Here is an 18,145-nt window from a genome sequence, read left to right as displayed (position 1 = left end):
GGGTCAGCTCGCCAGCAGCATGCGGTCGGTCTTGGTGGAGAAATGCGCGATCAGGTCGGGCACGGTGAGGCCGCTCTTTTCATCGGGGCCGATCTCGAGCTTCACGCGGCCCGCGTCGAGCATGAACACACGGTGGCCGAAGTCGATGGCGTGCTGCATGTTGTGCGTGACCATGAGCACGGTGAGCTGGAAGGACTCGACGGCGCGCACCGTGGCGGCCATCACCAGGTCGGCGGTGCGCGGGTCGAGCGCGGCCGTGTGCTCGTCGAGCAGCAGCAGCTGCGGCGAGGTGCTCACCGCCATCACCAGCGACAGCGACTGGCGCTGGCCGCCCGAGAGCAGGTCGACGCGCGCGTCGAGCCGGTTCTCGAGGCCCAGGCCCAGCACCGACAGGCGCTCGCGGTACAGCGCGCGCCGCGCCGCGGTCAGGCCCGGGCGCAGCGTGCGCTTGCCGTCGCGCAGCTCGGCGAGCAGCATGTTCTCGGCGATCGTCATGCTCGCGGCCGTGCCCTTCATCGGGTCCTGGAACACGCGCGTGATGCGCGCCGCCCGCTGGTGCACCGGCAACTGGGTGACGTCCTCGTGGCCCACGACCACGCTGCCCGAGTCCAGCGCCAGCGCGCCGCTGATGGCGTTGAGCATGGTGCTCTTGCCGGCACCGTTCGATCCGATGATGATGCCGAACTCGCCCGTCGCGAGCTTGAGGCTCAGGTCGTTGAGCGCGATCTTCTCGTCCGGCTTGCCGCGGTAAAACACCTTGCGTGCCTTGCTTACTTCCAGCATAGATTTCCATCTCCAGCGACCAGGGCAGCGCGATGCGCGCGGCCCTGGTCTGCACTACTTCTTCCAAACCCGTTCAGGCCCTCAGTCCACGAAGCACTTGCAATCCGCGATGGCCGGCGAGGCCTGCAGGTTGAAGGCCTTGAGCGCCTTGCGCGAGACCACGGTCTCGTGGTCGGCCAGCGTGGGCTTGACCGGCGCGATGTTCTTCGGGTCCTCGCCCTTGAGCACGCGCGCCGCGAGCTTGGCCGCGTTCTCGCCCACCTTCTCGTAGCGCACCGCCACCGCGGCCACCACCAGGCCCTTGCGCACCGGCTCGGGATCGGCGCCCATCAGCGGCACGCCGATCTGGCGCGACGCGGCGGACACCGCCGGCGTCGCTGGCTGCAGCAGGTTGGAGGTGGGGTTGTAGAGCACGTCGACCTTGCCCTTGAGCGAGGTGATGCGCTGCTGGATGTCGTTGGCGCTGTCCACGCCCACCGAGACCACCTTGAAGTCGTTGGCCGCGCCGGCCTTCTTCACCATCTCGAGCAGCGCCACGTCATTGGCCTCGCCTGGGTTGTAGGGCATGCCGAAGCTCTTGGAGCCGGGCACCAGCTTGTGCGCGAACTGCATCACCGCGCCCACGTCCTGCAGGTCGGACGAACCGGTGATGCCGGTGTCGCCCTTATCCCACGACGGCGTGAGCTTGGCCGCGACCGGATCGGTCACCACGCCGAACACGATGGGGATGCCCGAGCCAGCCAGCGCCTTCTTGGCCACCTGCGACACGGGGGTGGTGATGGTGTAGATCAGCTTGGGCTTGCTGGCTTGCAGCTTGGCGATCATCTGCGGCAGCAGCGTGGCATCGAAGTTGGTGTGGCTCAGCTCGTAGACCACGTCCTTGCCCTCGGCGTAGCCCAGGCGCGCCAGCTCCTTCTTGAAGCCGTCCACCGATTCATTCAGCTGAGGGTGGTCGCCGAAGTTGGCGATCGCGATCTTGATCGGCTCGGCCCAGGCACTGCCGAACGCAGCCAGCAGGGCGCCGGCCAGCACAGCCTGCTTGACGCCGGCGCGGGAAAATTGAACCATGGTTTGTCTCCTGTATGGACCGGTTGGGGGCGGCCACGTCTGTCATGGAAGGGATGAAGCGGTTTCGCAAAAATAATATATAGTTTGCGGGATCAGATATTAAATGGCATACCAGACATCATGACTGGTACTTACCCTGAAGCACGAGGTATTCCATGGCGGTTGCCAATGACGAAGACTCCAAGACCGATGCCGCCTACCAGCTGCTGCGCCGCGAAATCCTCGCGGCCCGGCTGCCGGCCGAGGCCGCGCTGCGCCCCACCGCGCTGAAGGCCAGCTACGGCCTGAGCTGGACGCCGGTGCGCGAGGCGCTGGCGCGGCTCGAGGCCGAGCGCCTGGTGGTCTACCGCCGCAACCACGGCTTCACGGTGGCGCCCGTCTCCAGCGCGGAGCTGGACGACCTGCAGCGCGCGCGCCAGGCCATCGAGCTGCCGCTGCTCAAGGAAGCCATCGAGAACGGCGATGCCGACTGGGAGGCCGAACTGGTGGCTGCGCACCACCGCCTCATCCGCTGCACGCTGCCGGTGGACGCGCCGTCGGAGGACACGCTGGCGCAGTGGGAGCACTTGCATGCGGCCTTCCACCGCGCGCTGCTCTCGGCCGCGGTATCGAAGTGGCTGCTGCGCTTCCAGGCGCAGATCCACGAGCAGCTGGCGCGCCACCACCGCGTGCTCGCCATCCTGCCGGTGCTCACCAGCCAGGAGGAAGGCGCCGAGGAAGCCCGCGAGGTGCTGCGCGACGCCATGGGCACGGCGCACCACACCGAGCTGTTCAACGCGGTGCTCGACCGCGACGTGGACCGGGCACTGCTGCTCATGGCCGAGCACATCGGTGCCACGCTGGAGGTCTTCGAGCGCACCAATGCCGTGCAGGAAAAGCTGGCCCGCCAGCGGGCGCCCAAGCCTTCGGCTGCCAGGCCCACCGCCGCCAGGAAGGCTAGCCCGCAGGCCCCGAAGCGTCCTGCAGCGCGCGGATGAAGTTCTGCACCAGGGCGCTGCGCTCGCGGTCGGCGCGGACGGTGTAGCCCACGCGGGTCACCTGCTCGAGCTCGGCGAAGGCCAGTGTCTTCACCAGGCCCAGCTGCTCGAAGCGGCGCGCGGCGGACCGCGGCATCATCGCCGCCATGTTCCATTGCACGATGAGCTCGAGGTTGGTGAGGATGGAGACCGACTCGATGGGCTGGTCCGGCAGCTTCAGCCGGCGCTTGCGGAAGAACTTCTGCACCGCGGGGTAGTTGGCCGATTCGCGCGTGGGCAGGATCCACTCCAGACCGCCGAGCTGCTCGGCGCCGATGCTGTCCTGCGCGGCCAGCGGGTGGCGGGCCGAGAGCACCACGTCCAGCCCCTCGCCGAACAGCGGCACATGGCGCAGCAGCGAGCCACCGGGCTGCGGCGCCAGCGCGGCTTCGTCGGGCAGCATGCCGAGCACGATGTCCACCTCGCCCTTGAGCAGTTGCGGGAACAGCGTGGAATTGGAGCCCACCTTCACCGTCACCCCCACGCCGGGGGCGCGCTGGCGCAGCAGGCCCAGGGCCTGCGGCAGCAGCGTGGCCGATGCGGCGATCAGCGTGCCCACGACAAGCTGGCCCGAGGCACCGGTCTCCAGCGCGTTCAGGTCTTCCGACAGGTAGCGCAGCTGCGACAGCATCAGCCGCGCATGGCTCTCGAACACCGCGCCAGCCTCGGTCAGCCGCATGCCGGCCTTGCTGCGCTCGAACAAGCGCGCGCCGACCTGATCCTCCAGGTCCTGGATGGACTTGCTCACGGCCGGCTGCGTCATCGCCAGCGCGCCGCAGGCCGCCAGCACCGACCCCGATTCGACCACCTGCACGAAGATCGCGAGCTGCTGCAGCCGCAGGCGCCGGGCCAGCGGTGCAGGGTGGGAAGGATCGAGGCGGTGGGGCATGGCGAAAGGGTGCGTCAGGACGCCCGCAAGAATACCGCAAGGCGGGGCGCATACCTGCCATGTATTCAATCCAGGAATACATCACTCCCTCGAATTCATTATCCAGCCACCGGCACGCTCCCTAGACTGCGGGCAGCAAGCCTTTGGAGACCGTGATGACCCAGCCAGCGCGCTTCCCCCTGCCGGAAAGCCTGCAGACCATGCGCAACTATGTGGACGGCCAGTTCGTCGCAACCGGCAAGACCTTCGACGACGTGAGCCCGCTGGACGGCTGCGTGCTCGGCCAGGTGCACGAGGCCGATACCGCGCTCGTGGACCGCGCGGTGCAGGCCGCGCGCCGCGCCCTGGAGGGCCCGTGGGGACGCATGGGTGTGCAGGAGCGCGCCCGGCTGCTCTACCGGGTGGCCGACGTGATCGAGCGCCGCTTCGACGAGTTCATCGCCGCCGAGGTCGCCGACACCGGCCGCCCGCTGGCGCAGGCGCGCGCACTCGATGTGTACCGCGGCATCGCCAATCTGCGCACCTTTGCCGACCTGGGCAAGGTGGCCCACGGCGACTCTTTCGAGACGCAGCTCGCCAACGGCCAGGAGCTGATGAACTACACCGTGCGCAAGCCGCTGGGCGTGATCGCCAGCATCTGCCCCTGGAACCTGCCGCTGCTGTCCATGACCTGGAAGGCCGGCCCCGCCCTCATCTGCGGTAACACCATGGTCGTGAAGCCCTCGGAGGAAACGCCCGCGTCGGCCACGCTGCTGGCCGAGGCCTTCGACGAGGCCGGCGTGCCGCCCGGCGTGTTCAACCTGGTGCACGGCTTCGGCCCGGGCTCGGCGGGCGAGGCCATGACCCGGCACCCCGGCGTCGACGCGGTGACCTTCACCGGCGAATCACGCACCGGCGCGGCCATCATGAAGGCCGTGGCCGACGGCGTGAAGGACATCTCGTTCGAGCTGGGCGGCAAGAACGCCGCCGTGGTCTTTGCCGACTGCGATTTCGAGGCCGCCGTCGAAGGCATCGTCAAGTCGAGCTTCACCAACTCCGGCCAGGTCTGCCTGTGCTCGGAGCGCGTGTATGTCGAGCGCACTATCTTCGAGCGCTTCGTGGCCGCGCTCAAGGCCAGGACCGAGGCGCTCAAGGTCGGCTGGCCCGACGAGGACGGCGTATTCATGGGCTCGCTGATCTCGCATGAGCACCGCGACAAGGTGCTCTCGTACTACCGGCTCGCGGTGCAAGAAGGCGCCACCGTGGTGACCGGCGGCGGCGTGCCGAAGTTCAGCGATGCACGCGACCACGGCGCCTTCGTGCAGCCCACGATCTGGACTGGCCTGCCCGACACCGCGCGCTGCATGCGCGAGGAAGTGTTCGGCCCGGTTTGCCACATCAGCCCGTTTGACTCGGAAGAGGAAGTCATTGCTCGCGTGAACGACACGGACTACGGCCTCGCGGGCTGCGTGTGGACCACCAATCTGCAGCGCGCGCACCGCGTCTCGCGCCAGTTCCACACCGGCATCGTCTGGGTCAACACCTGGTTCTCACGCGACCTGCGCACGCCGTTCGGCGGCTCCAGGCTCTCGGGCATCGGCCGCGAAGGCGGGCGCTACTCGCTGGACTTCTATTCCGAGACCACCAACATCTGCCTGGCGCTGTGAGCCGAACCGCCATGCGCGAGCTGATCACCTCCTCCCAGGGCCCGCAGCCCAAGTTCCTCTATACCCCCTGCGTGAAGAGCGGGCCGCTGGGCCTGGTCTCGGGCATGGTGGCCATCGACCCGGCCACCGGCCAGCTCATCGCCGGCGACGCGACCGCGCAGACGCAGCGCATCTTCGACAACCTTTATCTCGCGCTGCCCGACTACGGCTACGGCCTGCAGGACCTGGTGCTGGCGCGCATCTACACCACCTGCATGGACCAGTTCCCCGGCATCAACGCTGTGTGGGAAAGGCAGTTCACCCAGGTGGCGCCGCCCGCCCGCACCTCCGTGGGCGTGAGCGCGCTGCCGCTGGCCGCGCTGGTCGAGATCGAATTCATGTTCCACCGTATCTGAAAGGGAGCCGCCCCGTGCAAGCCCAAATCCAGGCCCTGGCCGACCGCCTCTGGCAGGCCGAGCAGGCCAACCAGCCCATCGCCCCGTTGCGCGACGAGATCGCCGCGCTGGGCGGCGACCCCATCGCCGCCGCCTATGCGGTGCAGCAACTCAACACCGCACGCCGCGTGCAGATGGGCCATCGCCTCGTGGGCCGCAAGATCGGACTCACATCGGTGGCAGTGCAAAAGCAGCTCGGCGTGGACTCGCCCGACTTTGGCGCGCTGTTCGCCGAAATGGCCGTGGGCGACGGCGAGGAGATCGCCTGGCGCCGGCTGCAGCAGCCCAAGGCCGAGGCGGAGATCGCGCTGGTGCTCGGGCGCGACCTGCCGCACGAGCGCCACACCGTGGCCGACATCATCGGCGCCACGGCCTATGCGGTCGCGGCCATCGAGGTGGTGGGCAGCCGCATTGCGAACTGGGACATCCGCCTGGTCGACACCGTGGCCGACAACGCCTCGTCGTCGCTCTTCGTGCTCGGCACGCGGCCCGTGCCCCTCGGAAAGCTCGACCTCGCCGGCTGCGGCATGCGCATGGACTGCCGCGGCGAGCCGGTCTCGGTGGGCGTAGGCGCGGCCTGCCTGGGCAACCCGCTCAACGCCGCCGTGTGGCTGGCCGACACCATGGTGCGCATGGGCGCACCGCTGAAGGCCGGCGACGTGCTGATGACCGGAGCGCTCGGCCCCATGGCCGTGGTCCAGCCCGGCGATGTCTACACCGCGCACATCGAAGGCCTGGGCTCGGTGACAGCCGCCTTCGGCACGCCGCAATAAAGCCAGGAAGCCCTTCCATGAACCACACTGATTCCCGCATCCCCGTCGCCATCATCGGCTCGGGCAACATCGGCACCGACCTGATGATCAAGGTCATGCGCCACAGCCAGCACCTGCGCATGGCCGCGATGGTCGGCATCGATCCCGCTTCCGACGGCCTGGCGCGCGCCACCCGCCTGGGCGTGGCAACCATGGCCGAAGGCATCGAAGGCCTGGTGAACCTGCCCTGCTTCCCGGACATCGGCATCGTCTTCGATGCGACCAGCGCGGGCGCGCACCTGCGCAACAACGAAATCCTGCAGCGCCACGGCAAGCGCGTGGTCGACCTCACGCCCGCGGCCATCGGCCCCTACGTGGTGCCGGTCGTGAACCTCGGCGAGCACCTGGACCAGCCCAACCTGAACATGGTGACCTGCGGCGGCCAGGCAACCATCCCTATGGTGCGCGCGGTGGCCGACGTGGCCCCGGTGCGCTATGCGGAGATCGTGGCGTCGATCGCCAGCAAATCGGCCGGCCCCGGCACGCGCGCCAACATCGACGAGTTCACCGAGACCACGTCCAAGGCCATCGAGCTGGTGGGCGGCGCGGCGCACGGCAAGGCCATCATCGTGCTGAACCCGGCCGAGCCACCGCTGCTCATGCGCGACACCGTGTACTGCCTCACCGAGCTGTCGGCCAGCGAGGCCGCCATCGCTGCCTCGGTCGAAGCCATGGTGGCCCGGGTCCACGCCTATGTGCCGGGCTACCGCCTCAAGCAGCAGGTGCAGTTCGAGCGCATCGACGGCGACCGCCGGATCAACGTACCCGGCATCGGCCCCACGCAGGGCCTCAAGGTCACGGTCATGCTCGAAGTGGAAGGTGCCGCGCACTACCTGCCCGCCTATGCCGGCAACCTCGACATCATGACCAGCGCCGCGCTGGCCACCGCCGAGCAGATGGCGGTGCGCATGCTCGCCCCGCAAGGCCAGAAAGCCGCCGCAGCCGCGGCCTGAACCGGAGTTTCCACCATGTCCCCCAGTCCATCCGCTTTCGATCGCCGCAAGAAGATCTATGTGTCCGACGTGACCTTGCGCGACGGCATGCACGCCATCCGCCACCAGTATTCGCTCGAAGACGTGCGCCGCATTGCCCGCGCGCTCGACGCCGCGCGGGTCGACAGCATCGAGGTCGCGCACGGCGACGGCCTGCGCGGCACCAGCTTCAACTACGGCTTCGGCGCCCACACCGACCTGGAGTGGATAGCCGCCGTGGCCGGCGAACTGCAGCACGCCAAGGTGGCCACACTGCTGCTGCCGGGCATAGGCACCATCCACGACCTGCGCGCCGCCTACGATGCCGGCGCGCGCGTGGTGCGCATCGCCACGCACAGCACCGAGGCCGACATCTCCCGGCAGCACATCGAGTACGCCCGCGAGCTGGGCATGAACACGGTGGGCTTTCTGATGATGAGCCACATGAGCGAACCCGCCGCGCTGGCCGAGCAGGCCAGGCTTATGGAAAGCTACGGCGCGCAATGCATCTACGTGGTGGACTCCGGCGGCGCGATGAACATGTACGACATCGCCGAGCGCTTCAAGGCCTTCAAGCAGGTGCTCAAACCCGAGACGCAGACCGGCATGCACGCCCACCACAACCTGAGCCTGGGCGTAGCCAACTCCATCGTTGCGCTCGAGCATGGCTGTGATCGCATCGACGCCAGCCTCACCGGCATGGGTGCGGGCGCGGGCAATGCGCCGCTCGAAGTCTTCATCGCCGCCGTCGACCGCATGGGCCTGAACCATGGCTGCGACGTGCGCCAGCTCATCGACGCCGCCGAGGACATCGTGCGCCCGCTGCAGCAGCGCCCGGTGCGGGTGGACCGCGAGACCCTGGCGCTGGGCTACGCCGGCGTGTATTCGAGCTTCCTGCTGCACAGCGAGGCGGCCGCCAGGCGCTACGGCCTGCCGGCCTTCGACATCCTCGCCGAGCTGGGCCGCCGCCGCATGGTGGGCGGGCAGGAGGACATGATCGTGGACGTGGCGCTGGACATGCTCCGGCAGCGCGACGCCGGCGCATCCGGCAGCCGGAAGGAGGCCGCATGAGCAGCAGCAGGAACCACGTGCTGGCCCAGGTGGCCGAGACATTGGACACGGCGGCGCACCAGGCGCGCGAGGTCGACCAGTTCCCCGCAGGGCATTTCTCGCTGCCCGAGGCCTATGCCATCCAGCACGCCTCCATCCAGCACCGCCTGGCGCGCGGCGAGAAGATGGTGGGCATCAAGCTCGGCTTCACCAGCCGCGCCAAGATGGTCCAGATGGGCGTGGACAGCCTGATCTGGGGCCTGCTGACCGACGGCATGCTGGAGGAGGAGGGGGCCGTGGTGGGCCTGGGCCGCTACATCCACCCCCGCGTGGAGCCCGAGGTGTGCTTTGTCACCAAGAAATCCATCGATGGCCCGCTCACGGCGCTCGAAGCCGTGCACTACCTGGAGGCCGTGGCGCCGGCCATGGAGATCATCGACTCGCGCTACCGCAACTTCCGGTTCACGCTCGAAGACGTGGTGGCCGACAACTGCTCATCCGCCGGCCTGGTGGTGGGCGCCTGGTCGCGCAACTTCGATGCCCTGGCCAACGCCGGCGTGCGCATGCAGGTCAACGGCCGCAACGCGCAGGTCGGCTCCACCGCGGCCATCCTCGGCCAGCCGCTGCGCTCCATCGTGCAGGCTTCGCGCCTGCTGCACGGGGCCGAAATGAGCCTGCCCGCGGGCTCGCTCATCATGGCGGGCGCGGCCACCGCCGCCGAAGCCCTGCAGCCCGCAACGACCGTCGAATGCCACATCGGCAGCGGCCGCAGCGCATTGGGCTCGGTGATGTTCCATACGGCAGAACGATAGGGAGACTAGCCATGTCCGCCAACCATGCAGCCCAAGCCACCGTCGTGGAAGGCAAGGCCACGCCGCGCGGCAGGTTCCCGCACGTCAAGCGCGCCGGCGATTTCCTGTTCATCTCGGGCACCAGCTCGCGCCGCCCGGACAACAGCTTCGCCGGCGTGCAGGTCGACGCACTGGGCGTGACCGATCTCGACATCCGTGCGCAGACCCGTGCCGTGATCGAGAATATCCGCGACATCCTGCGCAGTGCCGGCGCCGAGCTGGGCGACCTGGTGGAGGCCGGCGTGTTCCTGGTGAACATGAACGACTTCGGCGGCTACAACGAGGTCTGGGCCGAGTACTTCGACTACGACGGCCCCACGCGCACCACGGTGGCGGTGCACCAGCTGCCGCACCCGCACCTGCTCATCGAGATCAAGGCCGTGGCCTACAAGCCGCTGGCCTAAAGGAAAAACCATGCTCAAGTACGGACGCGCCCTGAATTTCCAGCGCTGGATTGACGATAACCAACACCTGCTGAAGCCCCCGGTCAACAACGCCCAGGTCTGGAAGGACGGCGACTTCATGGTCACCATCGTCGGCGGCCCCAATGGCCGCTCCGACTTCCACGACGACCCCATCGAGGAGTTCTTCTACCAGTTCAAGGGCAACGCCCACCTGGTAATCCTGGACCGCGGCCGCTATGAGCGCGTGGACCTGCGCGAAGGCGACATCTTCCTGCTGCCCAAGCATGTGCTGCACTCTCCGCAGCGCCCCGAGGCCGGCAGCCTGTGCCTGGTGGTCGAGCATGTGCGCGACCCCGGCGAGATCGATGCCTTCCAATGGAACTGCGCCTGCTGTGGCCACCTCATCCAGCGCAGCGAAGTCACGCTGCAGAGCATCGTGAACGACCTGCCGCCGGTCTACGAGCGCTTCTACGCCACCAGCGAGCAGCAGCGCACCTGCGGGGGCTGCGGCACCGTGCACCCGGGGCGGGATTACAAGACTTGGCACGAGCAACTGGCGGCATCGAATGTAAATAACGCGCGAGGAGTCGCCGCATGATCGACATGCACTCGCATTTCTTTCCACTGATCACACAGCGCGAGGCTGCAGCGGTCGATGCCGACATCGCCCCCTGGCTGGCGGTGGAACCGGGTGCCAGCGAAGGCCAGATCATGGTGGGCAACAAGCCGTTCCGACCTGTGTATCAAGCGCTGTGGGACCCCGAGTTCCGTTTGAAGGAGATGGACGAGCAGGGAATCGACTTGCAGATCGTCTGCGCCACGCCGGTGATGTTCGGCTACTCGTGGGATGCCGCCAAGGCGGCCGACTGGGCGGCGCAGATGAACGAGAAGGCCGTGGCCTTCTGCGCTGCCCATCCCACGCGCTTCAAGGCGCTGGCCCAGGTGCCGCTGCAGGACCTGAAGCTCGCCTGCGCCGAGGCCTCGCGCGCGATGAAGCTGGGCTGCGTCGGCGTGCAGATCGGCAACCACGTGGGCGACAAGGACATGGACCACCCCGACCTGGTGGACTTCCTGACCTACTGCGCCGAGAACGGCATTCCCATCCTGGAGCACCCCTGGGACATGATGGGCAGCCCCGGCCGCATGCAGCAATGGATGCTGCCCTGGCTGGTGACCATGGCCGCGGAGACGCAGCTGAGCATGATGTCGCTGATCCTGTCGGGCGCGCTCGAGCGCATTCCCGAGTCGCTGCGCATCTGCTTCGCGCACGGCGGCGGCAGCTTCGCGTACCTGCTGGGCCGCGCCGACAACGCCTGGAAGCACCGCGACATCGTGCGCAAGGACTGCCCGCGCCCGCCGTCGGAATACGCACGCCGCCTGCATGTGGACTCGGCCGTGTTCGACCCCGGTGCGCTGCGGCTGCTGGTGGATGTGATGGGCACGGACAACATCATGCTGGGCTCGGACTATCCCTATCCACTGGGCGAGCAGCGCGTAGGCGCGCTGGTCAGGGACGTGCCCTTCCTGGGTGCGGCGCAGCGCCAGGACATCCTGGAAAATAACGCCCGCAGGTTCTTCCGGCTCGACGCCGGCGCCAGCGCCTAGCGCTGCACCAAGGCCATGCCCGCCCGGGCATGGCCTGGCACCATCGGATAGATGAATCCGATTTGGTATACCAATAATCCAACCATCATCGCAGCCCTCAATCGGGGCTGCGCTCGCCTGCCTGCGCCGTGCAGCTTTCGGCTTGGCGTGCCCACGACAGCATCTTAGAAGCCAGTATCCAAGCGGGCTTATCGCAACTTCACCGGCAGCACACAGGCAACGCCGCAGCACCACAGGCGACGGAATCGCGGCTGTGCCTTGCTCGTTTTCACTAGGTGCATGCGTCTCGACTACATATTGTGTTGCACATAATATATTTTGTTGGTATACCTATATATGTTGATGTATTCAATCTACATGCAACCATGAAACAAGAGACACAACCAACCCCAACACAGGAGACATTCATGAAAATCAAGCGCATTGCGGCGGCGGCGCTGCTGCTGGCGGGAGGGGCGGCTTTCGCGCAGTCCAAGGTCACGCTGTCGGGCTTCGTCGACCTGAACCTGGAGTACCTGAAGAACTCGGGCGCCGACGGCTCGCTCAAGCGCATCAGCAGCGGCGGCCTGAACAATTCGCGCATCAACTTCAGCGGCGTGGAGGACCTGGGCGGCACGAACAAGGCCTACTTCACCATCGAGCCCATGTTCTCGGCCGACACCGGCGCGATGAGCCCGCAGTTCCGCCAGTCCTTCGTCGGCGTGCGCGGCGACTGGGGCGACGTGACGCTGGGCCGGCAGTTCACGCCGTCGTACTGGGTGGCCGGTTATGCGGACCCGAACTGGGCCTCGGCCTACAGCGTGGTCAACAACATGCAGTTCTTCTACGCGTCGTACCGCGTGGACAACGCCATCCAGTACAAGACCCCGAGCTTCGGCGGCCTGACGGGCCGGGTGATGTACTCCTTCGGCAAGGAGGACCAGACCAAGAACGGCCGCTTCCTGAGCACGGCGCTGGAATACCGCAGCGGCCCGCTGTTCGTGGGCTTCGCGAGCGAACGCACCTACACGCAGGACGTCTTCAACAAGGCCTCGATGCACGACTCGCGCGACAACTACCTGTCCGCCGTCTACCGCATCGGCGGCTTCGAGCCCACCCTGGTCTTCCACACCTACGACGGCTACTACGCTTACCCGCCCTACGTCGGCTTCACTTCCAAGGGCTGGGACGTGCAGCTCGGCGCGCGCTGGAACATCGACGGCACCAGCCGCGTGCATGCCAGCTTCGTGCACCGCAAGGACGACAACAACCGCGACATCGGCAGCGCCAACGGCCTGACGCTGGGCTACACCTACGGGATGTCCAAGCGCACCGACCTGTACGTGCTCGCCTCGCACATCAAGAACAAGAAGGACGTGCAGGTCGCCTACCCCGTGACCTGGAGCGCCAGCCCCTCGGCGGGCCAGAGCCCGTCGGGCATCGCGTTCGGCATCCGCCATGCGTTCTGACCGTTTTCCCCAAGAGGTTTCCACCATGAGTTTTGGACATGCACGCACCCGCATCGCACTCGCAGCGATGCTCCTCTCCACGCTGGGCGCCACCGCCTTCGCGCAAAGCCCCGCCGCGGCCGCCCCGCAGCCCGCCGGCAGCTTCGTGCCCGGCACGCCCGACATGAAGGACCCCTGGCTGGCGAAGTGGCTGCTGGCCACGCCCGACCGCCGCCCCAAGGACCTGAAGGCCGGCGTGGACTACGGCATGAACCCCCAGACCGGCGAATTCGTCTGGCCCAAGGCCACGCCCGAGGTGCACAAGGGCCAGCCGTTTCCCGGCATGCTCGACCACTGGGACCAGACCACGTTCAGCCAGAACGTGAAGGTGCTGGCCTTCTACGAGGGCGTGGGCTCACCCTTCCACGCCTGGAACAACATCGCCGACTTCGACGGCAAGCGCTACCTGTACATCCACGACCGCGACTACCTGCGCATCATGGACGTGACCGACCCGGCCCATGCCAAGGTGGTGTATTCCAAGGGCGCGGTCTGGGGCCCCAAGGGCCCGAGCGAGCGCTGGAACGCCGCGACCGTGACCGACTACCTGGGCGGCGCCACCATCGCCTGGAGCAAGAAGCTGAACAAGCCGGTGATGGTGGCCTCGTACGAGATCGGCCGCTACGGCCTGATGAACGAGAAGCTGCAGGAGCCCGACAAGGTCGCGGCGCAGCGCAGCTACAGCTCGCTCAAGGGCTTCAAGGTCTACGAGATGAACGGCCCGCTGCCCGGCGACTGGAAGCTGATCGCCACGCGCACCACCGACTACCAGCACCCCGACGCGCCCATCGGCCAGCAGCAGGGCTCGGGCTCGCTCGATGCGCCCGAGTACTACGGCGGCAAGTACATGATCCTGGCGGCCGCGCCCAACGACAGCTACGCGCTCACCGAATACCCCAACTACCTGTACTCGCCCGGCTACCAGGTGTGGGACATGGCCGATCCGGCGGACCCGAAGTTCGTCACCCAGATCACCGTGCCGGGGCAGGTCGCCGGCGACAAGGCGCATGAGTTCGCCTACCTGCAGAACCCGCGCGCGGGCAACCGTTCCTCGTGGATGGGCGCGCGCATCCCGCTGTTCCTGCCCAAGCCGCTGGAAAGCGGCGGCAAGCTCGGCTTCGGCGCCATGGGCGGCCTGGGCCTGTGGTCCTTTGACCTGTCCGACCCGGCGAACCCCAAGATCCTGGGCAACGTCAACACGCCGCCCTCGTTCGCCGGCACCGAGTACGACAACGCCGACGTGAGCCAGTACGAGCGCACGGGCTATGTGCTCACCAGCGGCTACCCGATGAACCGCGACTGCTACGAGCCCTACAAGGACATCTTCGTGGTCAACGCCAAGGACCCGGCGAAGATGCAGGTCGTCACCACGCTGCCGCGCCCCAAGCCGCCCGCAGGCGCGCCCTACACCGATTTCTGCCAGCGCGGCGGCAACTTCGGCCCCAAGCGCTCGAATGCCATCGGCCAGCCCGGCCAATGGCGCCAGAACATCGTGCCCTACTCCTTCTACAACGCCGGCGTGCAGATGTTCGACGTGACCGACCCGGCCCAGCCCAAGATCGCCGGCTACTTCGTGCCGCCGCTGGCCAACGAGAGCCAGCTGCCCAGGTACACGCTGGGCAAGGGCGTGCTGGCGATGTACACCGAGTACGACCGCAACATCATGTGGGCCTTCACCGAGAACGGTGCCTACGCGCTGTCGTCGCCGCTGCTCGGCGAACCGGTGCTGGGCCCCGCGCCCCAACCCTTCCCGCAGCACGGAGGGCATTGAACCGGCATCGCTGACTCCAAGGTTTTTGATGGGCCGTCCGGCAACGGGCGGCCCTTTTTTTGCGCTGATGTTTTCATGCATCAATCGGTGGATTCCATGTTTCTATTTGGTATACCAATACTGTAATATGTATTTAAGCAGAGCAATCAACCAACGGAGACCACCATGAAACCATCCTCTTCGCGCCGGGCGCTGCTGGCGGCCGCCTGCCTGGGCCCGCTGGCGCTGCCCGCGCTGGCCCAGGCCGACGGCAGCAGCGTCAGCATCTACGGCTTCCTGAAGGCCGACGTGGAGCACGTGCGCGCCAGCGGCGGCGGCGCCCCGTCCACGTCACTGAACCGGCTGTCGAACAACCTGTCGGTGCTCGGCTTTCGCATGCGCGAGGACCTGGGCGGCGGCACCGCGGTCTGGGCGCAGATCGAGACCAATGCGCGCGTGGACACCGGTGACGGCCCCTGGGGCGGGCGCAACACCGGCATCGGCCTGAAGACCGGCGCGGGCCAGCTCGTGCTGGGCCAGTGGGAGACGCCGCTGCGCTTCGTCTCGGTGTACGCGATCGACCCGTTCACGGCGGGGATCTTCGCGTCCAACTCCCTCATGGGCAACGGCTTCGCCACCGCGGCGAATGGCGGCTCGCCGTCGTCGTTCGACCGCCGCGCCCCCAACCTGGTGCAGTACTGGTCGCCGCAGCTGCAGCACTTCGAGTTCCGCCTCGCCTTCGGCATGCCGGAGGAAAAGACCGCCACCACCAACCCGCGCCTGTTCAGCAGCCTGGTGACCTACAAGGACGGCCCGCTGTACGCGGCCTGGGGCTACGAGCAGCACCGCTCGTACTTCTATGGCGGCAGCCAGGACGATGCCCACCGCCTGGGCCTCGCCTACTCCTTCGGCCCCACGCGCGTGCGCGGCAGCTGGGAGCGCCTGCGCTACGAGCCCGCCCCTGGCCAGACGCTGACGCGCAACGCCTGGCAGATCGCGGTGACGCACAAGCTCAGCGAGCAGCACGAGCTGATGGCCTCCTTCGTCAAGGCCCAGGGCGCCCACGGCAGCTATGGCAAGCAGCTGGGCGGCATCGGCATCCCGGGCACGGACTCGGGCGCCAAGCAGGTCTCGCTGGGCTACACCTACCACTGGTCCAAGCGCACCGACCTGTGGACCGCCTACACCCGCATCAGCAACGGCGCGACCGCAGCCTACAACCTCTCGGCCAACAGCATCCCCGGCATGGCGCCGGGGCAGTCGCCGTCGGGGCTGGGCGTGGGCATCACGCACCGCTTCTGAGCGGTAGCCACTACCAATTCAGGAGCTGCTGGCGCTTTATAGCAAATACTTTCAAATAGAAAACCATCTGAAATCATTGCATAGTAAGCGCCAGCAGCTCCTGTTTTTATAAACTGCCCAAGAAAAAACCCGGCAGCGGTGCTGCCGGGTTTCAGGGTTGGCGTGGATCAGGCTACCAGGCGCTTTTCCAGGGCAGCCTTGATGTCCAGCAGCTCCTGCGGCAGGCGCTGGGCCAGCTTGTCGAAGTGCTCGGTGTGCGACACCAGCTCCTCGGCCCAGACGGCCTTGTCGATGCCGGTCACGGTCTCGAACTGCTGGGCGCTGAAGTCCAGGCCGGTCCAGTTGATCTCGGCGTACTGCGGTGCCACGCCGAATGCGGTCTGCACGCCTTCGGCCTGGCCGTCGATGCGGTCCAGCATCCACTTGAGCACGCGCATGTTCTCGCCGTAGCCGGGCCAGACGAACTTGCCGGCCTCGTCCTTGCGGAACCAGTTGGTGGTGTAGATGCGGGGCAACGTGGCGCCCGAGGCCTCGAGCTGCTTGCCCAGGTTGAGCCAGTGGGCGAAGTAGTCGCTCATGTGGTAGCCCATGAAGGGCAGCATCGCGAACGGGTCGCGGCGCACCACGCCCTGCTGGCCGAAGGCCGCGGCGGTGGTCTCGGAGCCCATGGTCGCGGCCATGTACACGCCTTCCTGCCAGTTGCGCGCCTCGGTCACCAGCGGCACCGTGGTGGAGCGGCGGCCGCCGAAGATGAAGGCATCGATCTTCACGCCGGCCGGATCGTCCCAGGCCTCGTCCAGCGCCGGGTTGTTGGTCGCGGCCACGGTGAAGCGGGCGTTGGGGTGCGCGGCCTTGGCGCCGGTTTCCTTGGCGATCTGCGGCGTCCAGTCCTTGCCCTGCCAGTCGATCAGGTGCGCGGGCAACTGCTTGTTGGGGGCATCGGCCTCCATGCCTTCCCACCACACGTCGCCGTCATCGGTCAGCGCGACGTTCGTGAAGATCACGTCCTTGTCCAGGCTGGCCATGCAGTTCGGGTTGGTCTTGTAGTTGGTGCCCGGCGCCACGCCGAAGTAGCCCGCCTCGGGATTGATGGCGCGCAGCGAGCCGTCGGCCTGGGGCTTGATCCAGGCGATGTCGTCGCCGATGGTCGTGACCTTCCAGCCGTCGAAGCCTGCCGGCGGCACCAGCATCGAGAAGTTGGTCTTGCCGCAGGCGCTGGGGAAGGCCGCGGCCACGTGCGACTTCTTGCCCTGGGGATTGGTCACGCCCAGGATCAGCATGTGCTCGGCCAGCCAGCCCTGGTCGCGGCCCATGGTGGACGCGATGCGCAGCGCGAAGCACTTCTTGCCCAGCAGCGCGTTGCCGCCGTAGCCCGAGCCGTACGACCAGATCTCGCGCGTCTCGGGGTAGTGGACGATGTACTTGGTCTTGTTGCAGGGCCAGCTGGTGGTGTCCTTCTCGCCGGCGGCCAGCGGCGCGCCCACGGTGTGCACGCAGGGCACGAACTCGCCCTCGGTGCCGATCACGTCGTACACGGCCTTGCCCATGCGGGTCATGATCTTCATGTTCACGGCCACATAGGCGCTGTCGGACAGCTCCACGCCCACGTGGGCAATCGGACTGCCCAGCGGGCCCATCGAGAACGGCACCACGTACATGGTGCGGCCCTTCATGCAACCGTCAAAAAGCGGCTGTAGAGTAGCGCGCATCTCGGCGGGGTCCATCCAGTTGTTGGTCGGGCCGGCGTCGTCCTTCTGGGCCGAGCAGATGAAGGTGCGGTCTTCCACGCGCGCCACGTCCGACGGATCGGACCAAGCCAGGTAGCTGCCCGGGCGCTTGGCGGGATTGAGTTTCTTGAAGGTACCGGCGTCCACCAATTGCTGGCAGAGGCGCTCGTATTCGGCCTGGGAGCCATCGCACCAGTAGATGCGGTCGGGCTTGCACAGGGCCGCCATGTCGGCCACCCAGGCGATCAGCTTGGGGTTCTTGACGTAGTCGGGGGTCTGGAGATCCAGGCCGGGCTTGAAACTTGCGTTCATCGGGATGCTTTCAAAGTTGGAAACGGTTCATCAAAACC

The 18,145-nt window shown here is 67.2% G+C and carries 17 protein-coding genes; 13 read left to right on the top strand and 4 right to left on the bottom strand.

Annotated elements, in window-relative coordinates; all coding sequences use genetic code 11:
• Nucleotides 1–3: 3 nt before the first annotated feature.
• Complete coding sequence (locus ACYVKR_RS20880) at nucleotides 4–783, bottom strand: ABC transporter ATP-binding protein (RefSeq protein WP_460482895.1); 780 nt, start codon at nucleotides 781–783, stop codon at nucleotides 4–6.
• A gap of 81 nt (nucleotides 784–864) precedes the next feature.
• Nucleotides 865–1,851, bottom strand: a complete 987-nt coding sequence (locus ACYVKR_RS20875; protein ID WP_460482894.1) for an ABC transporter substrate-binding protein — start codon at nucleotides 1,849–1,851, stop codon at nucleotides 865–867.
• A 155-nt stretch (nucleotides 1,852–2,006) separates the two neighbouring features.
• Here ACYVKR_RS20875 and ACYVKR_RS20870 point away from each other — a divergent pair, with 155 nt between their 5' ends.
• On the top strand, nucleotides 2,007–2,828 hold the full coding sequence (locus ACYVKR_RS20870; RefSeq protein WP_460482893.1) for a GntR family transcriptional regulator: 822 nt from the start codon (nucleotides 2,007–2,009) through the stop codon (nucleotides 2,826–2,828).
• Here ACYVKR_RS20870 and ACYVKR_RS20865 read toward each other — a convergent pair.
• Nucleotides 2,788–3,756, bottom strand: a complete 969-nt coding sequence (locus ACYVKR_RS20865) for a LysR family transcriptional regulator (protein WP_460482892.1) — start codon at nucleotides 3,754–3,756, stop codon at nucleotides 2,788–2,790. The two genes, ACYVKR_RS20870 and ACYVKR_RS20865, sit on opposite strands and share 41 nt — an antisense overlap.
• Before the next feature lie 155 nt (nucleotides 3,757–3,911).
• On the opposite strand from ACYVKR_RS20865, the gene ACYVKR_RS20860 reads away from it, so the two are divergent.
• From ACYVKR_RS20860 to ACYVKR_RS20805, 12 genes are all read left to right on the top strand, one after another.
• Nucleotides 3,912–5,402, top strand: coding sequence for a 2-hydroxymuconic semialdehyde dehydrogenase (locus ACYVKR_RS20860; RefSeq protein WP_460482891.1), 1,491 nt, complete (start codon nucleotides 3,912–3,914; stop codon nucleotides 5,400–5,402).
• 11 nt (nucleotides 5,403–5,413) lie between these two features.
• Nucleotides 5,414–5,797, top strand: a complete 384-nt coding sequence (locus tag ACYVKR_RS20855) for a RidA family protein (RefSeq protein ID WP_460482890.1) — start codon at nucleotides 5,414–5,416, stop codon at nucleotides 5,795–5,797.
• A 14-nt stretch (nucleotides 5,798–5,811) separates the two neighbouring features.
• Nucleotides 5,812–6,609 (top strand): 2-keto-4-pentenoate hydratase, encoded by a 798-nt coding sequence (locus tag ACYVKR_RS20850; RefSeq protein WP_460482889.1) that lies wholly within the window; start codon nucleotides 5,812–5,814, stop codon nucleotides 6,607–6,609.
• A 17-nt stretch (nucleotides 6,610–6,626) separates the two neighbouring features.
• Entirely contained in the window at nucleotides 6,627–7,601 is a 975-nt protein-coding gene (locus ACYVKR_RS20845) for an acetylating acetaldehyde dehydrogenase (RefSeq protein WP_460482888.1), read from the top strand.
• A gap of 15 nt (nucleotides 7,602–7,616) precedes the next feature.
• Nucleotides 7,617–8,690 (top strand): 4-hydroxy-2-oxovalerate aldolase, encoded by a 1,074-nt coding sequence (gene dmpG / locus ACYVKR_RS20840; protein WP_460482887.1) that lies wholly within the window; start codon nucleotides 7,617–7,619, stop codon nucleotides 8,688–8,690.
• Nucleotides 8,687–9,481 (top strand): 2-keto-4-pentenoate hydratase, encoded by a 795-nt coding sequence (locus ACYVKR_RS20835; protein WP_460482886.1) that lies wholly within the window; start codon nucleotides 8,687–8,689, stop codon nucleotides 9,479–9,481. Before dmpG ends, ACYVKR_RS20835 begins: the two co-directional genes overlap by 4 nt.
• Before the next feature lie 11 nt (nucleotides 9,482–9,492).
• The gene (locus ACYVKR_RS20830; RefSeq protein WP_460482885.1) at nucleotides 9,493–9,924 is read left to right on the top strand and encodes a RidA family protein; all 432 of its coding nucleotides are present in this window, start codon (nucleotides 9,493–9,495) and stop codon (nucleotides 9,922–9,924) included.
• A gap of 10 nt (nucleotides 9,925–9,934) precedes the next feature.
• The gene (locus ACYVKR_RS20825; RefSeq protein WP_460482884.1) at nucleotides 9,935–10,522 is read left to right on the top strand and encodes a cupin domain-containing protein; all 588 of its coding nucleotides are present in this window, start codon (nucleotides 9,935–9,937) and stop codon (nucleotides 10,520–10,522) included.
• The gene (locus ACYVKR_RS20820) at nucleotides 10,519–11,529 is read left to right on the top strand and encodes an amidohydrolase family protein (RefSeq protein WP_460482883.1); all 1,011 of its coding nucleotides are present in this window, start codon (nucleotides 10,519–10,521) and stop codon (nucleotides 11,527–11,529) included. The genes ACYVKR_RS20825 and ACYVKR_RS20820 overlap by 4 nt, the downstream gene beginning before the upstream one ends.
• A 407-nt stretch (nucleotides 11,530–11,936) precedes the next feature.
• Nucleotides 11,937–12,977 (top strand): porin, encoded by a 1,041-nt coding sequence (locus ACYVKR_RS20815; RefSeq protein WP_460482882.1) that lies wholly within the window; start codon nucleotides 11,937–11,939, stop codon nucleotides 12,975–12,977.
• Nucleotides 12,978–13,002: 25 nt separating this feature from the next.
• Entirely contained in the window at nucleotides 13,003–14,787 is a 1,785-nt protein-coding gene (locus ACYVKR_RS20810) for an LVIVD repeat-containing protein (protein ID WP_460482881.1), read from the top strand.
• 165 nt (nucleotides 14,788–14,952) lie between these two features.
• Nucleotides 14,953–16,068, top strand: coding sequence for a porin (locus ACYVKR_RS20805; protein WP_460482880.1), 1,116 nt, complete (start codon nucleotides 14,953–14,955; stop codon nucleotides 16,066–16,068).
• Nucleotides 16,069–16,235: 167 nt separating this feature from the next.
• Here the strand turns inward: ACYVKR_RS20805 and ACYVKR_RS20800 are convergent, their stop codons facing one another.
• Complete coding sequence (locus tag ACYVKR_RS20800; protein ID WP_460482879.1) at nucleotides 16,236–18,107, bottom strand: phosphoenolpyruvate carboxykinase (GTP); 1,872 nt, start codon at nucleotides 18,105–18,107, stop codon at nucleotides 16,236–16,238.
• Nucleotides 18,108–18,145: the final 38 nt, after the last annotated feature.

The organism is Comamonas humi (genome assembly GCF_054782535.1).
The sequence above is the reverse complement of the archived record's forward strand: the minus strand, read 5'-3'. Positions and strand labels throughout refer to the sequence as shown.